18 protein-coding genes are annotated in these 17103 nt (G+C 61.8%); 10 read left to right on the forward strand and 8 right to left on the reverse strand.

Annotated elements, in window-relative coordinates; all coding sequences use genetic code 11:
• Position 1 precedes the first annotated feature (1 nt).
• Entirely contained in the window at positions 2-817 is an 816-nt protein-coding gene (locus ACK56M_RS19155; protein WP_100412904.1) for a gamma-carboxygeranoyl-CoA hydratase, read from the forward strand.
• Positions 814-2766 (forward strand): acetyl/propionyl/methylcrotonyl-CoA carboxylase subunit alpha, encoded by a 1953-nt coding sequence (locus ACK56M_RS19160; protein WP_015271010.1) that lies wholly within the window; start codon positions 814-816, stop codon positions 2764-2766. The genes ACK56M_RS19155 and ACK56M_RS19160 overlap by 4 nt, the downstream gene beginning before the upstream one ends.
• A gap of 396 nt (positions 2767-3162) precedes the next feature.
• On the opposite strand, the gene ACK56M_RS19165 is transcribed toward ACK56M_RS19160, so the two are convergent.
• Together ACK56M_RS19165 and ACK56M_RS19170 are read right to left on the reverse strand one after the other, a co-directional pair.
• Entirely contained in the window at positions 3163-3777 is a 615-nt protein-coding gene (locus tag ACK56M_RS19165; RefSeq protein ID WP_100412916.1) for a LexA family protein, read from the reverse strand.
• An 86-nt stretch (positions 3778-3863) separates the two neighbouring features.
• A complete protein-coding gene (locus ACK56M_RS19170; RefSeq protein WP_100412905.1) occupies positions 3864-4529 on the reverse strand; it encodes a LexA family protein in 666 nt (221 codons plus the stop codon).
• Between the two features lie 130 nt (positions 4530-4659).
• On the opposite strand from ACK56M_RS19170, the gene ACK56M_RS19175 reads away from it, so the two are divergent.
• Together ACK56M_RS19175 and ACK56M_RS19180 are read left to right on the forward strand one after the other, a co-directional pair.
• Complete coding sequence (locus ACK56M_RS19175) at positions 4660-4971, forward strand: DUF6124 family protein (RefSeq protein WP_100412906.1); 312 nt, start codon at positions 4660-4662, stop codon at positions 4969-4971.
• Between the two features lie 438 nt (positions 4972-5409).
• Positions 5410-5925 (forward strand): DUF4880 domain-containing protein, encoded by a 516-nt coding sequence (locus ACK56M_RS19180; RefSeq protein ID WP_411958932.1) that lies wholly within the window; start codon positions 5410-5412, stop codon positions 5923-5925.
• A 53-nt stretch (positions 5926-5978) separates the two neighbouring features.
• Here ACK56M_RS19180 and ACK56M_RS19185 read toward each other — a convergent pair whose 3' ends face one another.
• Positions 5979-7169: an MFS transporter gene (locus ACK56M_RS19185; protein WP_411958933.1), complete on the reverse strand. Its 1191-nt coding sequence runs from the start codon at positions 7167-7169 to the stop codon at positions 5979-5981.
• Positions 7170-7408: 239 nt separating this feature from the next.
• Positions 7409-8329, reverse strand: coding sequence for a LysR substrate-binding domain-containing protein (locus tag ACK56M_RS19190; RefSeq protein ID WP_054572477.1), 921 nt, complete (start codon positions 8327-8329; stop codon positions 7409-7411).
• Positions 8330-8527: 198 nt separating this feature from the next.
• On the opposite strand from ACK56M_RS19190, the gene ACK56M_RS19195 reads away from it, so the two are divergent.
• The 4 genes from ACK56M_RS19195 to ACK56M_RS19210 all read left to right on the forward strand — a co-directional run bounded on the left by ACK56M_RS19195 (position 8528) and on the right by ACK56M_RS19210 (position 12518).
• Positions 8528-9277 carry an SDR family NAD(P)-dependent oxidoreductase gene (locus tag ACK56M_RS19195; protein ID WP_013973349.1) on the forward strand — a complete coding sequence of 250 codons (750 nt, stop codon included), beginning with the start codon at positions 8528-8530 and terminating at the stop codon, positions 9275-9277.
• A 75-nt stretch (positions 9278-9352) separates the two neighbouring features.
• Positions 9353-10651, forward strand: a complete 1299-nt coding sequence (locus ACK56M_RS19200; RefSeq protein WP_191472306.1) for an MFS transporter — start codon at positions 9353-9355, stop codon at positions 10649-10651.
• 23 nt (positions 10652-10674) lie between these two features.
• A complete protein-coding gene (locus ACK56M_RS19205) occupies positions 10675-11523 on the forward strand; it encodes a transketolase (RefSeq protein ID WP_015271018.1) in 849 nt (282 codons plus the stop codon).
• Positions 11520-12518: a transketolase family protein gene (locus ACK56M_RS19210; protein WP_015271019.1), complete on the forward strand. Its 999-nt coding sequence runs from the start codon at positions 11520-11522 to the stop codon at positions 12516-12518. Before ACK56M_RS19205 ends, ACK56M_RS19210 begins: the two co-directional genes overlap by 4 nt.
• Positions 12519-12685: 167 nt before the next feature.
• Here the strand turns inward: ACK56M_RS19210 and ACK56M_RS19215 are convergent, their stop codons facing one another.
• From ACK56M_RS19215 to ACK56M_RS19230, 4 genes are read right to left on the reverse strand one after another with little or no spacing between them, the layout of a single operon-like run.
• On the reverse strand, positions 12686-13420 hold the full coding sequence (locus ACK56M_RS19215) for an amino acid ABC transporter ATP-binding protein (RefSeq protein WP_015271020.1): 735 nt from the start codon (positions 13418-13420) through the stop codon (positions 12686-12688).
• Positions 13407-14054, reverse strand: a complete 648-nt coding sequence (locus ACK56M_RS19220) for an amino acid ABC transporter permease (RefSeq protein WP_013973354.1) — start codon at positions 14052-14054, stop codon at positions 13407-13409. The genes ACK56M_RS19215 and ACK56M_RS19220 overlap by 14 nt, the downstream gene beginning before the upstream one ends.
• Positions 14055-14720 carry an amino acid ABC transporter permease gene (locus ACK56M_RS19225; protein ID WP_003258372.1) on the reverse strand — a complete coding sequence of 222 codons (666 nt, stop codon included), beginning with the start codon at positions 14718-14720 and terminating at the stop codon, positions 14055-14057.
• Positions 14721-14742: 22 nt separating this feature from the next.
• Complete coding sequence (locus ACK56M_RS19230) at positions 14743-15528, reverse strand: transporter substrate-binding domain-containing protein (RefSeq protein ID WP_013973355.1); 786 nt, start codon at positions 15526-15528, stop codon at positions 14743-14745.
• 262 nt (positions 15529-15790) lie between these two features.
• Between ACK56M_RS19230 and ACK56M_RS19235 the strand changes: the two genes are divergently transcribed.
• Positions 15791-16477 (forward strand): FadR/GntR family transcriptional regulator, encoded by a 687-nt coding sequence (locus tag ACK56M_RS19235; protein ID WP_013973356.1) that lies wholly within the window; start codon positions 15791-15793, stop codon positions 16475-16477.
• 162 nt (positions 16478-16639) lie between these two features.
• The gene (locus ACK56M_RS19240) at positions 16640-16951 is read left to right on the forward strand and encodes a hypothetical protein (protein WP_015271022.1); all 312 of its coding nucleotides are present in this window, start codon (positions 16640-16642) and stop codon (positions 16949-16951) included.
• Positions 16952-17103: the final 152 nt, after the last annotated feature.

The raw sequence follows: 17103 nt of genomic DNA on the forward strand, positions 1-17103 counted from the left end.
CATGAGCGATTTCAGCACCCTCGAAGTGATCCGCGACCCGCGCGGCTTCGCCACCCTTTGGCTGAGCCGCGAGGACAAGAACAACGCCTTCAACGCCTTGATGATCCGCGAGCTGATCGTCGCCCTCGACCAGTTGGCCGAGGACGCCAGCCTGCGCTTCGTGCTGCTGCGCGGCCGCGGCCGGCACTTCAGCGCCGGCGCCGATCTGGCCTGGATGCAGCAGTCGGCGCAGCTGGACTTCAACACCAACCTGGATGATGCCCGCGAGCTGGGCGAGCTGATGTACGCCCTGCACCGCCTCAAGGCGCCGACCCTGGCCGTGGTGCAAGGCGCGGCCTTTGGCGGCGCGCTGGGCCTGATCAGTTGCTGCGACATGGCCATCGGTACCGAAGACGCCCAGCTGTGCCTGTCGGAAGTGCGCATCGGCCTGGCCCCGGCAGTGATCAGCCCGTTCGTGGTCAAGGCCATCGGCGAGCGTGCCGCGCGCCGCTATGCCCTCACCGCCGAGCGTTTCAGCGGCGTGCGGGCCCGCGAGCTGGGCCTGCTGGCCGAGGTCTACCCGGCCAGCGAACTGGACGCCCAGGTCGAAGCCTGGGTGAGCAACCTGCTGCAGAACAGCCCGCAAGCGCTGCGCGCCACCAAGGACCTGCTGCGTGAAGTGGACGACGGTGAACTCAGCCCGGCCCTGCGCCGCTACTGCGAAAACACCATCGCCCGCATCCGCGTCAGCGCCGAAGGCCAGGAGGGCCTGCGCGCCTTCCTGGAAAAACGCCGCCCCGCCTGGCAAACCGACGACAAGAAGGAGCCGCGCCCATGAGCCGCCCCGCTTTGACCACCCTGCTGGTCGCCAACCGCGGCGAAATCGCCTGCCGGGTGATGCGCACCGCCAAGGCCATGGGCCTGACCACCGTGGCCGTGCACAGTGCCACCGACCGTGATGCCCGGCACAGCCGCGAAGCCGATATCCGCGTCGACCTCGGCGGCACCAAGGCTGCCGAAAGCTACCTGCTGGTCGACAAGCTGCTGGCCGCCGCCAAGGCCAGCGGCGCCCAGGCCATCCACCCGGGCTATGGCTTCCTGTCCGAGAACGCAGGCTTCGCCCGTGCCATCGAAGAGGCCGGGTTGATCTTCCTCGGCCCACCGGCCAGCGCCATCGACGCCATGGGCAGCAAGTCGGCGGCCAAGGCACTGATGGAAGCCGCTGGCGTGCCACTGGTGCCGGGCTACCACGGCGAAGCCCAGGACCTGGACACCTTCCGCGCCGCAGCCGAACGCATCGGCTACCCGGTGCTGCTCAAGGCCAGCGCCGGCGGCGGTGGCAAGGGCATGAAAGTGGTCGAGGAAGAAAGCCAGCTGGCCGACGCCCTGGCCTCGGCCCAGCGTGAGGCGCAGTCGTCGTTCGGCGATGCGCGCATGCTGGTGGAAAAGTACGTGCTCAAGCCACGCCACGTAGAAATCCAGGTATTCGCCGACCAGCACGGCAACTGCCTGTACCTCAACGAGCGTGACTGCTCGATCCAGCGCCGTCACCAGAAGGTGGTGGAAGAAGCCCCTGCGCCAGGCCTGTCAGCCGAATTGCGCCGGGCCATGGGTGAAGCGGCGGTACGCGCGGCCCAGGCCATCGGCTACGTGGGTGCCGGCACCGTGGAGTTCCTGCTCGATGCCCGTGGCGAGTTCTTCTTCATGGAGATGAACACCCGCCTGCAGGTGGAGCACCCGGTCACCGAGGCCATTACCGGGCTCGACCTGGTGGCCTGGCAGATTCGCGTGGCCTGCGGCGAGGCCCTGCCGATCACTCAGGAACAGGTGCCGCTGATCGGCCATGCCATCGAAGTGCGCCTGTATGCCGAGGACCCGGCCAACGAATTCCTGCCCGCGACCGGCAAGCTGGCGCTGTACCGCGAGTCGGCAGCCGGCGAAGGGCGACGGGTGGACAGCGGGGTCAGCGAAGGTGATGTAGTGTCGCCGTTCTACGACCCGATGCTGGGCAAGCTGATCGCCTGGGGCGAAGACCGCGAGCAGGCGCGCCTGCGCTTGCTGGCCATGCTCGACGAGTTTGCCATTGGCGGGTTGAAGACCAACATCGCCTTCCTGCGGCGCATTCTCGCCCACCCGGCGTTTGCTGCAGCGGAACTGGATACCGGCTTCATTCCGCGTCACCAGGAAGTTTTGCTGCCCGCGCCGCAAGCGCTGCCGGCAGGCTTCTGGGAAGCAGCGGCCGAGGCCTGGCTGCAGGGTCAGGCCGCACATCAGCGGGAGGACGACCACAGTTCGCCATGGGCCGAGCGCAACGGCCTGCGCCTTGGCTTGCCGGCGCGCAGCAGCCTGCATCTGGTGAGTGGCGGGCAGGACCAGGCAGTTGCCTTGGAGCGCAGCGCTGCGTCTACCTGGCAGTTGCTGGGCGAGCAGTTGGTACATGACCAGGCTGGCGTGCGTCGCCAGCATCTGGCGATCCGCCGCGGTGGCACGCTGTACTTGCACTGGGACGGCGAGATGCATGCCATCGAAGCCTTCGACCCGATCGCCGAGGCCGAGGCCAGCCACAGCCACCAAGGCGGCCTGGGCGCGCCCATGAACGGCAGCATCGTGCGGGTGCTGGTGGAGCCTGGGCAGGTGGTGGAAGCAGGTACGGCGCTGGTAGTGCTGGAGGCCATGAAGATGGAGCACAGCATTCGCGCGCCGCATGGCGGCACTGTGAAGGCGTTGTTCTGCCAGGAAGGGGATATGGTCAGCGAAGGGACGGTGCTGGTCGAACTGGCGGAGTGAGTTTGGGGCGCTTGGCTTGGGCTTTTTTGCGCCTGTGAGATCGAGCGCCGCCCGCGCGGCGCTTCGCGGGGCAAGCCCGCTCCCACATTTGTTGCAACGTGCCGAACCTGACAGGCCATGGTTGTCAGCCTTGGTGGCATGGCTGTAGTTCTGGGTTGGCACTACTGCCGCTCCACTTGTCTCAAGCCTTGCACCAAGGCTGGCAACGCCTCTCCCACAGGCATGGCCACGTTGCAACAAATGTGGGAGCGGGCTTGCCCCGCGAAGCGCCGCGCGGGCGGCGCTCGATCTCACAGGCGCAGAATGTGTCAAGGCGAATACCCGCGAAGCGCCACGCGGGCGGCGCTCGATCGACAGGGCGCCGCAACACCCATGCCTTGCACCCGCCAACCCCGATCAAAAGACCCCGTGCCCCCGCACGACCACACCCAGAAATTCGCAGCCGTCTTCACACAGGACTGTCGGATAGCGGGTATTCAGCGGTTTGAGCATCCTGTCTCCGCCCTCCTCGACCAACTGCCGCAACACTGCTGGCCGCCAGGGCTGCCGCGCAATCACCAACCGGCCTGGCTCTGCCGGCAGGCCAGTATCCACCAGCACACGCATACCCTCAGGCACGCTCCTGCCACTGGCGGCATTCATCGAGTCGTTTTCCACCACCAGCCAGAAGGCATTGCCGGCGGGCATATAGTCTGTCTGCTCATGGGATTTGCTCGCCTCAGGCAAAGGCCCCTGCAAATCGGCCCAGCTCAGCACGGGGAAACGATAGCTCGCACTACACCCTGAGGCTTCAGACGCAATGCCACGCTCGACCACCATGACTTGGGCCTCAAGAGACACCAACCCAAGCTTCTCGAGCTTTTCGTTGATGGTCTCCAGTGTCGGCCGTCGTGTACCGCGCAACCAATGCCCTACGCCGCCCTGTGTCATCCCCAGGCGTTCGGCCAGCTTGAGCTGGCTGAGGTTGTGTTCACGCTTGTAGCGCTTGAGAAATGCGATCCAGTTTTCCATGAGCGGATACTGCGGCTCCAAGACTTGCGCCATCCCTGTAGGAGCGGCCTTGTGTCGCGAAAGGGCTGCGCAGCAGCCCCGGCAATCTAGAAGGAGCCATGCACTCGCACTACCACCCCCAGAAACTCGCAGCCTTCCTCACACAACAGCGCCGGGTAGTTGCTGTTGAGTGCCTTCAGGTACCGTTGCCCACCTTCCTCTGCCAACTCACGGAAAATCGCCGGTTTGCCCGGCTGACGAGCGATAACCAGACGCCCTGGCTCGGCATCTAGCCCAGGGTCCACCAACATCCGCATGCCCTGCGGCACACTGCGGCCACTGGCGGCACTCATCGCATCATTCTCGACAGTCAGCCAGAACGCCTTGCCCTGGGCCAGGTAGTCCGTCTGCTCGAACACACCTGGCTCCTCCCCCTCTGCGATACCTAGCTCATCCCAGCCCAGCACCGGGTAGCGGAAGCACACGATGTATTGCATGAGGTCCAGGTCATCATCGGAGTCATCGACCTCGTAAATGCCGCGCTCCTCGCCAACCTGACCAACAATGCGCAACTGTAGGCTGACGTTGTAATGGGGCATGCCAATCTCGACGAACGTGCGGTTCATCGACTCGATCTTCGGCTGCCGCCGCTTGTTCACCCAATGCCCCACGCTGCCTTGAGACACGCCAACGCGCTCGGCAAGCTGCTCTTGAGTGAGCCCTAGCTCCTCCATCCGGTCACGGACGAGGGCAATCCATTTATCCATATTCATCGCTGGCACGATACGGACTGCCTTCTAGCGCTCAATAAACATTCAGTATTATTTATCGGAAAGCACAAAAATACTTTAGGTATTAGTATCGACCTGAACCCTTTCCCTACTGGTGTTAGCAGGTATCAGGATGAAACCACCGAAAAACGACGAAACAGATCTCGACAGCGAAGCCGCCCGCCGCGCCCTCGACTACTACCTCAACCCCAACCCGCCGCGCCCCACCCTGGAGAACAGGATCTGGACCCTGCACGAGGGCGTAACCACCGACCAGGCCCAGGAACACGCCATCGCCCTGCTGCGCTGCGCCGCCGCCACCGCGCAGGAAACCGCCACCCACCAGCACGGTAGCCAGCGCGAACTGACCTTTGCCCTGATGCACATGATGGACATGGCGCGCGCACTGCTCGAGCACAAACGCACCGTGGAATCGGGTTTGTAAGCAAGAAAGAAGGGAGAGAACGTGATGGCCGGGTAACGGCGAAGGCCCCGATTGCCGGGACAAGGAAGCGCACCGGTAAAACTTTTTTACCGGATTACCGAAAATTCATTTGACTGGCAAATGATAACGATTATTATTGCACTCAGCTGATCGCGAGATCTGCTGGATAACCTGGAGCTTAGGTCGCTCTCAGATTATCTCCTCATCAGGCTAATCACGGTTTTTGACCCAGCTTTTTGCTGGGTCTTTTTTTTGGCTCTTCAGGCTAATGAAGATCGTGATGGCGCGCATGATAGCAAAGGTGTTTCAGGGCGTGAACGCTCATTACAAAACTTTGCGGAATCAGCACTTGAGAATCAATCTCGTTTCACCTACGCTGATCACACATCACGGAAGGTGCCCCCATCCCTCCCCCCTCCATAGAGCAAGGAGCTGTCCATGAGCCGTCTGCTGCTGCCCCTTGAACACCCAACCTCTGCTGCCGAATATCATGCCGACGACGCCCTGCTGCACGCCCTGAAACGCCTGCCACGGCGTGTCCAACAAGTATTCCTGCTCAACCGCCTCGACCAACTGGACTTCGCCAGCATCGCCGCCCGCCTCGACCTGCCATTGGCGAGCATCGAGCGGCACATGGACCAGGCACTGCAGGCCGGTCGCTCGCGCCGGGATGTGCTGGCGAGTGTTGCCGGGCAATGGTATGTGCGCTTGCAGAGCCCACAGGTGACGGCGTGCGAGCGGATCGATTTTCGCCGTTGGCTGGATGCGGACATGGCGAACTTGCAGGCGTTTCATGACACGGAAATGCACTGGCGCAGCCTGTTGGCACCGGCACGGCAACTGGGCCAGGATGGTTGGTACCGGCAAGGTCGGGCGGCGCTGTCGTTGGGCGGCTGTTCAGTTGCGGTCGGGCTTGGCGTGGCGGCGTTGGTGCTGCTTGGTTTCTGGGCCTGATCAACACCTGCGCGACACCGTTATCGTTTTCACCGCGGATGGCTCGTTTGTTATCAAGTTCGAGTGCTGGTCAGCGTTTCCGTCAGGCGGGCAAGCAGTAGCCATCCGCACAAACTGACACCCAGGAACAGAAGCCCCAGGCTCACCGGCAGCTCGCTTTCGACGCCAGCAACAAGACTGCCGGCCAAACCACCACCTGCGAACAACAATGTCGTATTCAGCGACGCTGCCGCACCGGCCTGCTGCGGGTAACGCGCCAAGGCCTGGGTCGTTGCAGCCGGACGCACCAGCGTTGTCCCGGTCGTGCAAATGATCATCGGCAGCAGCAGCCCCGCCACCGTCAATCCCGCTACCTGTTCCCAGATCACCAGTGTGATGCCCCCGGCAGCAATCAGCAGGAATCCCGTCTTGATCTGAAACTGCGGGGTTACGCGATTGTTCAAGTAGGTCGCGGTTGCTCCGCCAGCGATATACTCAAGCCCATAGGCGATAAATACCACCGAGAATTGATATGGCGTCAGCCCCAGGCTGTCCAACAACGCCAATGGCGCGACAACGATGAAGGAAAAATGGCAGGCAAACGCCAGGCTGGCCAGCAGGGAGTGCGCAAGATAGGTCGTATCACGCAGCATGACCCAATAGCTGCGCATGCCCGAAGTACGGCCTCGCGATGCAGGCGTATCCTGCAGCAATGCATATGACAGGCATGAAACGATCACGGCGATGAAAGCGAATACCGTAAAGCTGCCCTTCCAGCCAAAGGATTGTTGGAGAAAAGCGCCTGCGACCGGTGACAACGAGATGAACAGCCCACTTGCGCTGGTCAGCAGGATACGCATGGCATTGCGCTGCCTACCACTGTACAGATCCTGCACGAGCGCCTGGCCCAGCACGAAACTCCCGCAACCCAAGGCCTGCAGCAAACGGAACGCCATGAACGTCTCATAGCGGGTTGAAAGTACACAACCCATTGCCCCTGCAATGGACACTCCCAACCCAGCGAGCAACAACCGCTTGCGCCCCATGCCATCCGACAATGGCCCGATCACGATTTGCGCCAAGGCGACACCAAACGCAAAGAAGCTCACCGAGTAAGCTATCTGCTGTGGCTCGACGTGAAACTCGCCTGCGAGCGCCGGGAATGACGGCAGGATCACATCCAGAGGGAATACGCCCAATAGACACAATAGAATCAGCAAGGCCGAGCGCACAAAGCTACTGAGCGAACCCAAGGGCTGATTCACGCTACCAACCTCGCCTTCTTGTATTGCCGGAAGTAGTCACTGGAAACTCCATGAAAGCGCCGAGCCCTGATGGTAGCGACACCCTGAAGATGTACAACCCGAACCGGGCAGCGAAACTTCCGATAGCGTTGTAGGGCTTTTCCCTTGTTGCTTATTACCGTTGAGTTCTGGTGCTATCCAGCCTTCTGCTGACTCGATAGCCGGCCCCTAGCGCAGTTGATCTGTTGTGCAAACTGCTCTCAGTAATTGAAGTCATGACCGAGCTGGCCCTGCACCCATTCAAGGAACTGGCGAACCCTGGGAGCTTCAGCATGGCCTCGCGGAAATACCAGGTGGTGGGCACTGACGGGCGTCGCCAAGTCTTCCGCAAATACCGGTACCAACTCGCCCCGGGCGATATAGTCCTGCGCCAGCAGGGAACTCTCCAAGGCCAACCCATACCCATGGCTGGCGGCCTCCAGGCTCATGTAGGAGCGATCGAAGCTCAGGGCGTAGGGGGTTTGTGGCAACGCCACGCCTTGCTGTGCGAACCATTGGGGCCATTGCACCAATGCGGCTTCCGACAGGATCAGGTTCTGCCCCAGCAGATCGCCCGGCTGCTTGATAGGCGTACGCTCGAGAAGCTGTGGCGAGGCCAGCACAGTTGCACGTTCATGCCGGATGGTACGCACTTCCAGGCTGGGCCAGTTGGGGTAGCCATGACGGATATCCAGATCGATCTGATGGCGGCCGAAGTGCAGCGACTCGTAGGAGCACGACAGGTTGATCTGGATCTGCGGATGACTGTTACGAAAATGGTCCAGGCGCGGCAGCAACCAGAGCAGGCCGAAGCTGGGCGCGGAATGAAGCCGCAAGCAATCGAAGCCCACCGAGTTGCCGGCGCGTTCGGTGGCCGTAGCCAGGCTTTGCAATATGCCTGATACCTCGCGCAGGTACTGCTCTCCGGCCGGGGTCAATGCAACACCGCGCGCCTCGCGAATGAACAATGGACGACCGATCAAGGCTTCCAGGTTAGCGATCTGGTGGCTCACCGCAGAGGGCGTGAGGTTCAACTGCTCTGCGGCCCGTGCAACGTTGGCGAAGCGAGCGACTTGCTCGAAGGCCTGAATTGCTTTCAGGGAAGGGATCTGAGGCGATTTTCTGAGGATGTCCAGGCTCATGACCATTTCCTGAAGGATTCGAAGCGATACCAAGGCTTTTACCTTCCTGTAAGCCCAAGGCACAAGTCGAGGGCTGAATTTTTTTCAGCACCGGGTGAAGGAGGCAGCGTTGCTCGGGTTGCTGTCCGGGACGAAGCTGTGCCTATCGGTTCTGCCTGGAACCGCCGCTCACAACAACAACCATCTGGAGCACCTTCGATGCTGTTAACAGGAAAATTTGCCGTGATCACTGGCGCGGCCTCTGCCCGCGGCATCGGCCGCGCAACAGCCCAGGCGTTTGCCGCTCAGGGCGCCAAAGTCGCGATCCTGGACCTGGACGCCTCCGCCGCGACCGAGGCTGCCGCTTCACTGGGCGAAGGCCACCTCGGCGTGGCTGCCAACGTTGCCGATGAAGCACAAGTGCGTGATGCCATCGCTCAAGTGCTCGCGCAATTCGGTCGGATCGACGTGCTGGTAAACAATGCCGGCATCACTCAGCCGGTGAAAACCCTGGAAATCACCGGGGCTGACTATGACCGGATTCTCAACGTGAACCTGCGTGGCACATTGTTGATGTCCCAGGCGGTGATCCCAACCATGCGGGCGCAACGCGCCGGCAGCATCATCTGTATGTCTTCGGTTTCTGCCCAGCGTGGTGGCGGCATTTTCGGTGGCCCTCACTACAGCGCAGCGAAGGCTGGCGTGCTTGGATTGGGCAAGGCGATGGCCCGCGAGCTGGGGCCGGACAATATTCGCGTCAACTCGATCACGCCAGGCCTGATTCACACTGACATCACCGGTGGCCTCATGCAGGATGAGCGCCGTCACGCCATCATCGAAGGCATCCCCTTGGGCCGCCTGGGCGAGGCGCGCGATGTCGCCAATGCAGCTTTGTTCCTGGCCAGTGACCTGTCCAGCTACTTGACGGGCATTACCCTGGATGTCAACGGCGGGATGCTGATCCACTGAGCACCCGGTGCATCGTGACCTGCACCCGAGCCCGGCGCAGGCCACGCGTTCGATAACAACAAGAGATCAGAACGAATGACCACATTAGCGCTCGATGCGGTATCCGCCGCACGCAGCAGTGCCTACCGTAAAACGGCCTGGCGACTGATGCCTTTTCTCATGCTCTGCTACCTGTGCGCCTATCTGGACAGGGTCAATGTCGGCTTTGCGAAGCTGCAGATGATGGACGACCTGGCCCTTTCCGAAGCGGTCTACGGGCTGGGCGCCGGCATGTTCTTCATTGGCTACTTTCTCTGCGAGGTGCCCAGCAACATCATTCTGCACAAAGTGGGCGCTCGACGCTGGATCGCTCGCATCATGATCACCTGGGGCATCATCTCGGCGATGTTCGCCCTGGTGGAGACAGCCTGGCAATTCTATACCCTGCGGTTTTTGCTGGGGATCGCCGAAGCAGGCCTGGCACCAGGGCTTCTGCTGTACCTGACCTATTGGTTCCCGTCTTACCGCCGAGCGAAGATGACCGCGCTGTGGTTCATCGCGATTCCACTGTCGGGCATGATCGGCGGCCCCTTGTCGGGTTGGATCATGGAGCGCTTTGCCGGCGTTCACGGCTGGGCGGGCTGGCAGTGGATGTTCCTGCTCGAAGCCATCCCCACGGTACTGGTGGGCGTTCTGGTGCTGAGCTACCTGAAGGATGGCGTCGATCAGGCTCACTGGTTGAGCGACGAAGAAAAAGCCCTGGTGCGCAAGGAGCTGGCTGAAGACGAACAACACAAGGTAAACCACGGCTCGGTGGCCGACTTCATCCGCGACCGTCGGCTCTGGTTGCTGGCGGGCATCTACTTCTGCGTAGTGATGGGCCAGTACGCAATCACGTTCTGGCTACCCACACTGGTACGCAATGCCGGCGTCAGCGAACCTTTGCACATCGGCCTGCTGACCAGCCTGCCGTACCTGTGTGCCATCGTCGCGATGCTGTGGGCCGGGCGCAGCGGCGACCGTCACCGTGAACGCCGCTGGCACCTGGCGATCCCCATGTTGATCGGTGCACTGGGCCTGAGTCTCGCCGCAGCACTGGGCAGCAACCTGACGTTGTCGATCCTCAGCCTGTGCCTCGCTGCGGCTGGAGTGCTATCCGCCTCTTCACTGTTCTGGATGCTGCCCACCACGCTGTTGGGAGGTGTATCGGCGGCGGCAGGCATCGCGGCGGTGAACAGTTTCGCCAACCTCGCCGGCTTCTGCTCGCCCTACCTGATCGGCTGGGTCACTACCACCTTGGGCAGCAATGCCATCGGCATGTATCTCATCACGGCGGTACTCATGTTTGGCGCCTTCCTGGTGTCGCGAGTACCGGCCCATCTGGTCAATCGTTGATTCGATAAAAAGGAGTCACTTCAATGACTGCTGTGCCTACCTACACCGAGGCGCTGCCGCTGGCTGTGCGCGCTCGCAATATCCGCCGCCACGCATTGCGCATGGGGCAAGTCCAGGGCCAGGGCTATGTCGGCCAGGCGCTGGGCGCCGCCGACCTGCTGGCGGTCGCGTATTTCCATGCGCTGCGCCTCGACCCCGGCAACCCCGAATGGGAGCAGCGCGACCGTTTCTACCTGTCCATCGGGCACTACGCGATTGCCCTCTATGCCGCACTGATCGAGGCCGGCGTAATCCCAGAGTATGAGCTTGAAACCTACGGTAGCGACGATAGCCGCTTGCCCATGTCTGGTATGGCTGCCTATACCCCAGGCATGGAGATCACCGGTGGCTCGCTCGGCCACGGCTTGGGCATCGCCGTCGGCGCCTGCCTCGGGCTCAAACGCAAGGGGTCGGACAGCTGGGTGTACAACCTGCTGTCCGATGGCGAGCTCAACGAGGGCTCGACCTGGGAGGCGGCCATGTCGGCCAGCCATTGGCGCCTGGACAACCTGATCGCCATCATCGATGTGAACAACCAGCAGGCGGATGGCCATTCCAGCGAAGTACTGGCCTTCGAGCCAATCGTCGACCGCTGGCAAGCCTTTGGCTGGTTCGTTCAACGCGTGGACGGCAATGACCTGGATGCGCTGGTCGGCGCCTTCGACCAGGCCCGTGCCCACGCCGGGGCGCAACCGCGCGTGATCATCTGCGATACCCGCATGGGCAAAGGCGTGCCTTTCCTGGAAAACCGCGACAAGACGCACTTCATTCGCGTCGATGAAAACGAATGGGACCTCGCCCTGAAAGCGCTGGACGCCGGGAGCCAAGCATGAGCACTGTGAACTCACCCAAGAAACGCCTGACCACCTCGGCCATGATCGCCTCGATTGCCGCCGACGGCCAGCCGACCCGCCCTGCCCCGTTCGGCCATGCCCTGGCAAGCCTTGCCGAGCAACGTCAGGATATAGTTGGCCTAAGTGCCGACCTGTCCAAGTACACCGACCTGCACATCTTCGCCAAAGCCCACCCCGAGCGCTTCTATCAAATGGGCATGGCCGAACAGTTGCTAATGAGCGCCGCTGCCGGCATGGCACGGGAAGGCATGACCCCCTTTGCCACCACCTATGCGGTGTTCGCTTCCCGTCGGGCCTACGACTTCATCTGCATGGCAATCGCAGAAGAGAACCTCAACGTCAAGATCGTCTGCGGGCTGCCTGGCCTGACCACCGGTTATGGTCCTAGCCACCAGGCCACGGATGACCTGGCCATCTTCCGGGCGATGCCCAACCTGATGATCGTCGACCCCTGTGATGCGCTGGAGATCGAGCAGGCTGTGCCAGCGATCGCCGCCCATCAGGGGCCGGTCTACATGAGGCTGCTGCGCGGCAACGTACCCTTGGTGCTCGATCGCTACGATTACCAGTTCCAGCTGGGCAAGGCACAGGTGCTGCGCGGTGGCCGGGATGTGCTATTGATTGCCAGCGGCCTCATGACCATGCGCGCGCTGGAGGCTGCCGAGCAGTTGCAAAAGGACGGTGTGGATGTATCGGTGCTGCATGTACCCACCATCAAACCGCTCGATGAGCAGACCATCCTCGCCGAGGCACGCAAGCCTGGTCGCCTGGTGGTCACTGCGGAAAACCACTCGATCATAGGGGGCCTGGGGGAAGCTGTGGCCGGCGTACTGCTGCGCAACGGGGTCACACCAACCTTCCGCCAGATCGCGCTACCGGATGCGTTTCTTGATGCAGGGGCACTGCCGACTTTGCATGACCGATACGGGATCTCCACTGACGCTGTGTCGAGGCAGATCAAGGCATGGCTTTGACCGTAGCCGTGGGTCAAACCTGAAGCGCGGCGGATGCAAGCGTGATGGATACCTGGCCCATGGCAGAGGCACACCGCAGCCCTTGGGATCCAGGCAATGATGAGAAATGCTCCGTAACATTCGATACGGAGCATTTTTCTTGGGGCGACGAAACCTGCAGACGCTACCTAACCTCCTGCCACGCTACCGATGAAATTCGCCAGCTCAGCTGTTCGGGGCGCCGCAAAAACCTCGCGTGGATGGCCAGTCTCGTGGACCTTGCCTTGATGCATGAAGACCAGCTTGTCACCGACTTCCCGGGCAAAACGCATTTCGTGGGTGACCATGATCAGGGTCATGCCTTCACTGGCCAGTTGGCGCACCACACCGAGCACTTCGTTGACCAACTCGGGGTCGAGCGCCGAGGTGATCTCGTCGCACAGCAACACCTTTGGCGACATGGCAAGCGCCCGGGCAATCGCCACCCGCTGCTGCTGGCCGCCGGAAAGGCGGTCCGGGTAGGCGTCGAACTTGTCACCCAGTCCAACCCTGGCGAGCATCTGCTCGGCCAACTGGCGGGCCTCGGCCTTGCCGGCCTTCTTCACCACCTGGGGTGCAAGCATCACGTTCTGGCCCACTGTCAGGTGAGGGAAGAGGTTGAACTGCTGGAACACCATGCCAACCTTCTGCCGCAGCGAGCGCAAGTCGGCGCGGCCGGCATCCAGGTATTCGCCATCCACCTCGATCACCCCATCGCTGATCGACTCCAGGCCGTTGAGGGTACGCAGGAAGGTACTCTTGCCGGAACCGCTACGGCCGATGATGGCGACCACCTCGCCCTCCTCGATCGCCAGGTCGACACCCTTGAGCACATGATTGTCGCCGTAGTACTTGTGCAATGCGGACACTCTAAGCAGGGGCATGCAGCCTCCTCTCCAGGTAACGGGCGCTCAGCGAGAGCGGGTAGCAAAGGACGAAGTAACCCACGGCCACCAGACCGTAGATCAGGAACGGTTCGAAAGTGGCGTTGGCCAACATGCCGCCGGTCTTGGTCAGCTCGGTGAAACCGATGATCGAGGTCACCGCCGTGCCCTTGACCACCTGCACCGAGAACCCGACGGTCGGCGCGACGGCAATGCGCAGGGCCTGGGGCAGGATCACGTGGCGCAACTGCTCCAGACGGCTCATGGCCAGGCTGCCGGAGGCCTCCCACTGGCCATGTGGTATGGACTCGACGCAGCCTCGCCAGATCTCGGCGAGAAAGGCACTGGTGAACAACGTCAAGGCGATGGCCGCCGCCATCCAGGCCGAAACATCGATGCCGAACAGGGCGATGCCGAAAAACACCATGAACAGCTGCATCAGCAGCGGCGTCCCCTGGAACAGCTCGATGTAGCTCCTGGCCGCGCCACGCAGCATCCGGCTATCGGAGATTCGCGCCAACAGCAGCAACAGCCCGGCAATACCACCGCAGACGAACGCCACCAGCGACAGCAGCAAGGTCCATTGCAAACCTGCGAGCAGGTTGCGCACGATGTCCCACAAGGTGAAATCCATTCAGCGTCTCCCCGTCAAAGCGCGCCGGCCGATCCATGCCAGCAGTTGGCGCACCAGGATAGCCATGACCAGGTACAGAGCCGTGGTCAGCAGGTATGTCTCGAAAGCCCGGAAGTTGCGCGACTGGATGAAGTTGGCGGCGAACGACAGTTCTTCTGTGGCGATCTGCGAGCACACCGCCGACCCGAGCATTACGATCACGATCTGGCTCGACAGGGCCGGCCAGACCTTGGCCAGTGCAGGTTGCAGCACCACATGGCGAAAAGCCTCGAAACGACTCATGGCCAATGCCGCCGCAGCCTCCAGTTGCCCTCTGGGAATGGCCTGGATACCCGCCCGAATGATTTCGGTGGAATAGGCCCCAAGGTTGATCACCATGGCCAGTACCGCCGCCTGCCATTCCGTCAACCGAACGCCAAGCGAGGGCAGGCCGAAGAAGATGAAGAACAACTGGACGATGAAGGGCGTGTTGCGGATCAGTTCCACGTAAAGGCCGAACAGCGCATCGAACGGCCGTAGTCGCCAGGCGCGCACCACCGCACCAAGCACACCGATAGCCACCCCGAACAGGGTGCCGATCAACGTCAGCTCTAGCGTGAACACAGCCCCTTCGAGCAGCAGGCCGCCTTGGGCCAGCACAGGGGAAAAGTCAAATTGATAGGCCATGGGTCGGCGACTCCAGGGCCGTTCAAAGGTCGGCCGGCAATGGCTGCTTCAGCCACTTTTCGGCATTGCGGTCGAGGCTGCCGTCGGCCTTGGCCGCATTCAGAGTGGCGTTGACCTTCTCGAGCAAGGCCGGCTCCTGCTTGGCCAGCCCCACGTACACTGGCGAGTCCTTGAGCTTGACCTTCATGACCGGCACCTTGTTCGGGTTCTTCTCGGCAATGACAGCCATTACCACGCTGCCGCTGGCGATCAGCTCGACCTGGCCCGACAGGTAGGCGGCGATGGTCGAGTTGTTGTCCTCGAAGCGCTTGATGACCGCACCCTGAGGGGCGACCGCGGATAACTCCATGTCCTCGATCGAGCCACGCGTGACACTGATGGTCTTGCCGGCAACGGCACCGATATTGTCGATCGACGTCTCGGCCGGCCCGAACACTGCCAGGTAGAACGGTGCGTAGGGGCGGGAAAAATCGATCACCGCTTCCCGCTCCGGGTTCTTGCCCAGGCTGGAAATCACCAGGTCGACCTTGCCGGTAGTGAGGAACGGAATGCGGTTGGTGCTGTTGACCGGGGTCAGCGCCAGCTTGACGCCGAGCCTGTCAGCCAGTAGCTGCGCGGTGTCGATGTCCAGGCCGCGAGGTTTGAGGTCCGGCCCCACCGAGCCGAAGGGAGGGAAGTCCTGGGGTACGGCTACCTTGAGCACGCCCCGGGCAGTGATGTCGGCCAGCGCATCGGCCTGGGCGTGGGAAACGCTCATGACGCCGCCACAAACCAGGGCGGCCAGAAGCAAGGAACGGATGTTTTTCATGGAAAATGCCTCGGGTGCATGCGAAGAAGTTGCCTAGCCCGAAAAGCACAGGCCGTGCCAGTGTTGCCCGGCAACCCCGGAATACGCTTTCGCCCCTTGGCATCGCGCGGTCTTACTGGTCTGAACAGCTAGCGCCTACCCTCTGCCATCGCCCCCCTTTCGTGCAGCCACCTGCCCCGCTGCGTCAGCATGGGGCGATACTTGCCAGGCAACCGGTAAAGCCTTTAAAAAGCGCAGACCCCTTGCCAGCTGGTCTGAACAGATGCTCGACACACTCCCCCGCGCAGTTCCGGAAATCGCCTTGCAGGCTATCCGCAAACTGATCCAGGAAGGCGACTACCAGCCCGGTGATGCCCTGCCCTCCCAACGTGACCTGGCAGAGCAGTTGGGTGTAAGCCGCGCCTCCCTGCGCGAGGCGCTGTCCTCCTTGAGCGCCTTGGGGCTGGTGAGCGTACAACCGGGCAAGGGGGTATTCGTCCAGGCGCCGCCATCCGCCACCGGCTTCTCCTGGCCCTATGCCGAACAGGTATCCGCCGTCGATACCTTCCAACTGCGCTATGCACTCGAAGGGTTCGCCGCCGGCTTGGCGGCGCTGTACCTGACGGCAGCGGACATCGATGCGCTCGAAGCCAATGTCGAGTCGATGCGCCAGGAGCTGCGCGCCGGCAATTTCGAGGCCGCAGCGCGCCTGGACTTCGCCTTTCACCGCCGCCTGCTGGAAGCGAGTGGCAACCACGCCATGCTGCAGGTGATCACCACCAGCCAGGACATTTTCCTGGAGAGCCAGAAGCTGCCTTTCATTCGCCCTGAACGCGCCATGGAGACCTGGCAGGAACACCGCAAGATCCTGCGCCAGCTTGCCCGTGGCAACCAGGCCGGAGCACAGCGTGCAATGCAGGAGCATATCCGCAACGCGGCATCGCGCACGAACGTGGTGTTCCCATGTTGACTAGTCCGCCAAACACCGGAATACCAGGCCTGCCGTGCATGACAGCACACAGCAACATCACGCTCACAGGGTAAGTGGAAAGGTTTCAGCATTGACCTGAATCAATCAAACGCCATAGGCGGTGTTGTAAACAGCACACCAAACATATGGGAATGCAGTTTGATGAGCGAGTCCAACCCGGCAACCAGAATTATCTGCAACAATCTTGAACTGGCCGATCAATTGCGCCAGTTGTTGGCGCCTGTAGCACCCGATTGCGAGGTGCTGAGTACGCCTGGCAATTGCAGCGTCGCCCCGCTTTGCCGCTGGCTCGGTGAAACCCAGTTGGGCTCGGCTGGGCAGATACAGGCTGCCTTGCTGGATGCCACCGAGGTTCTCGAACAGACCCGACACGCCTTCAAATCCCGCGAACTGGGGCTGCTGCGGCGACGCCTGGTTGCATTGCTGGATAAATTGTCGGAAGATCCCCAGTGATGTGAATGTGCCATCACCAGGTTCCGCCCTGCGGGAACCGGCTTTGCCGAGCAGGATAATAGGCCTGAAAGACGAAGCGCCGTGGCAACAAGTTCTTGAGCAGAACTTGTTGCCACGGCGCTTTTTTTTGTTCAGCAAAAAGGAATCTTCTC

It is taken from the genome of Pseudomonas sp. s4, from assembly GCF_046764235.1.
GTDB lineage: Bacteria > Pseudomonadota > Gammaproteobacteria > Pseudomonadales > Pseudomonadaceae > Aquipseudomonas > Aquipseudomonas asiatica.

Coding starts and splice junctions, on each gene's coding strand:
- ACK56M_RS19200 (WP_191472306.1), top strand. CDS start 9,353: ATGACCACATTAGCGCTCGATGCGGTATCCGCCGCACGCAGCAGTGCC.
- ACK56M_RS19170 (WP_100412905.1), bottom strand. CDS start 4,529: ATGAATATGGATAAATGGATTGCCCTCGTCCGTGACCGGATGGAGGAG.
- ACK56M_RS19210 (WP_015271019.1), top strand. CDS start 11,520: ATGAGCACTGTGAACTCACCCAAGAAACGCCTGACCACCTCGGCCATG.
- ACK56M_RS19165 (WP_100412916.1), bottom strand. CDS start 3,777: ATGGAAAACTGGATCGCATTTCTCAAGCGCTACAAGCGTGAACACAAC.
- ACK56M_RS19235 (WP_013973356.1), top strand. CDS start 15,791: ATGCTCGACACACTCCCCCGCGCAGTTCCGGAAATCGCCTTGCAGGCT.
- ACK56M_RS19220 (WP_013973354.1), bottom strand. CDS start 14,054: ATGGATTTCACCTTGTGGGACATCGTGCGCAACCTGCTCGCAGGTTTG.
- ACK56M_RS19240 (WP_015271022.1), top strand. CDS start 16,640: ATGAGCGAGTCCAACCCGGCAACCAGAATTATCTGCAACAATCTTGAA.
- ACK56M_RS19225 (WP_003258372.1), bottom strand. CDS start 14,720: ATGGCCTATCAATTTGACTTTTCCCCTGTGCTGGCCCAAGGCGGCCTG.
- ACK56M_RS19205 (WP_015271018.1), top strand. CDS start 10,675: ATGACTGCTGTGCCTACCTACACCGAGGCGCTGCCGCTGGCTGTGCGC.
- ACK56M_RS19230 (WP_013973355.1), bottom strand. CDS start 15,528: ATGAAAAACATCCGTTCCTTGCTTCTGGCCGCCCTGGTTTGTGGCGGC.
- ACK56M_RS19155 (WP_100412904.1), top strand. CDS start 2: ATGAGCGATTTCAGCACCCTCGAAGTGATCCGCGACCCGCGCGGCTTC.
- ACK56M_RS19180 (WP_411958932.1), top strand. CDS start 5,410: ATGAGCCGTCTGCTGCTGCCCCTTGAACACCCAACCTCTGCTGCCGAA.
- ACK56M_RS19175 (WP_100412906.1), top strand. CDS start 4,660: ATGAAACCACCGAAAAACGACGAAACAGATCTCGACAGCGAAGCCGCC.
- ACK56M_RS19190 (WP_054572477.1), bottom strand. CDS start 8,329: ATGAGCCTGGACATCCTCAGAAAATCGCCTCAGATCCCTTCCCTGAAA.
- ACK56M_RS19215 (WP_015271020.1), bottom strand. CDS start 13,420: ATGCCCCTGCTTAGAGTGTCCGCATTGCACAAGTACTACGGCGACAAT.
- ACK56M_RS19195 (WP_013973349.1), top strand. CDS start 8,528: ATGCTGTTAACAGGAAAATTTGCCGTGATCACTGGCGCGGCCTCTGCC.
- ACK56M_RS19160 (WP_015271010.1), top strand. CDS start 814: ATGAGCCGCCCCGCTTTGACCACCCTGCTGGTCGCCAACCGCGGCGAA.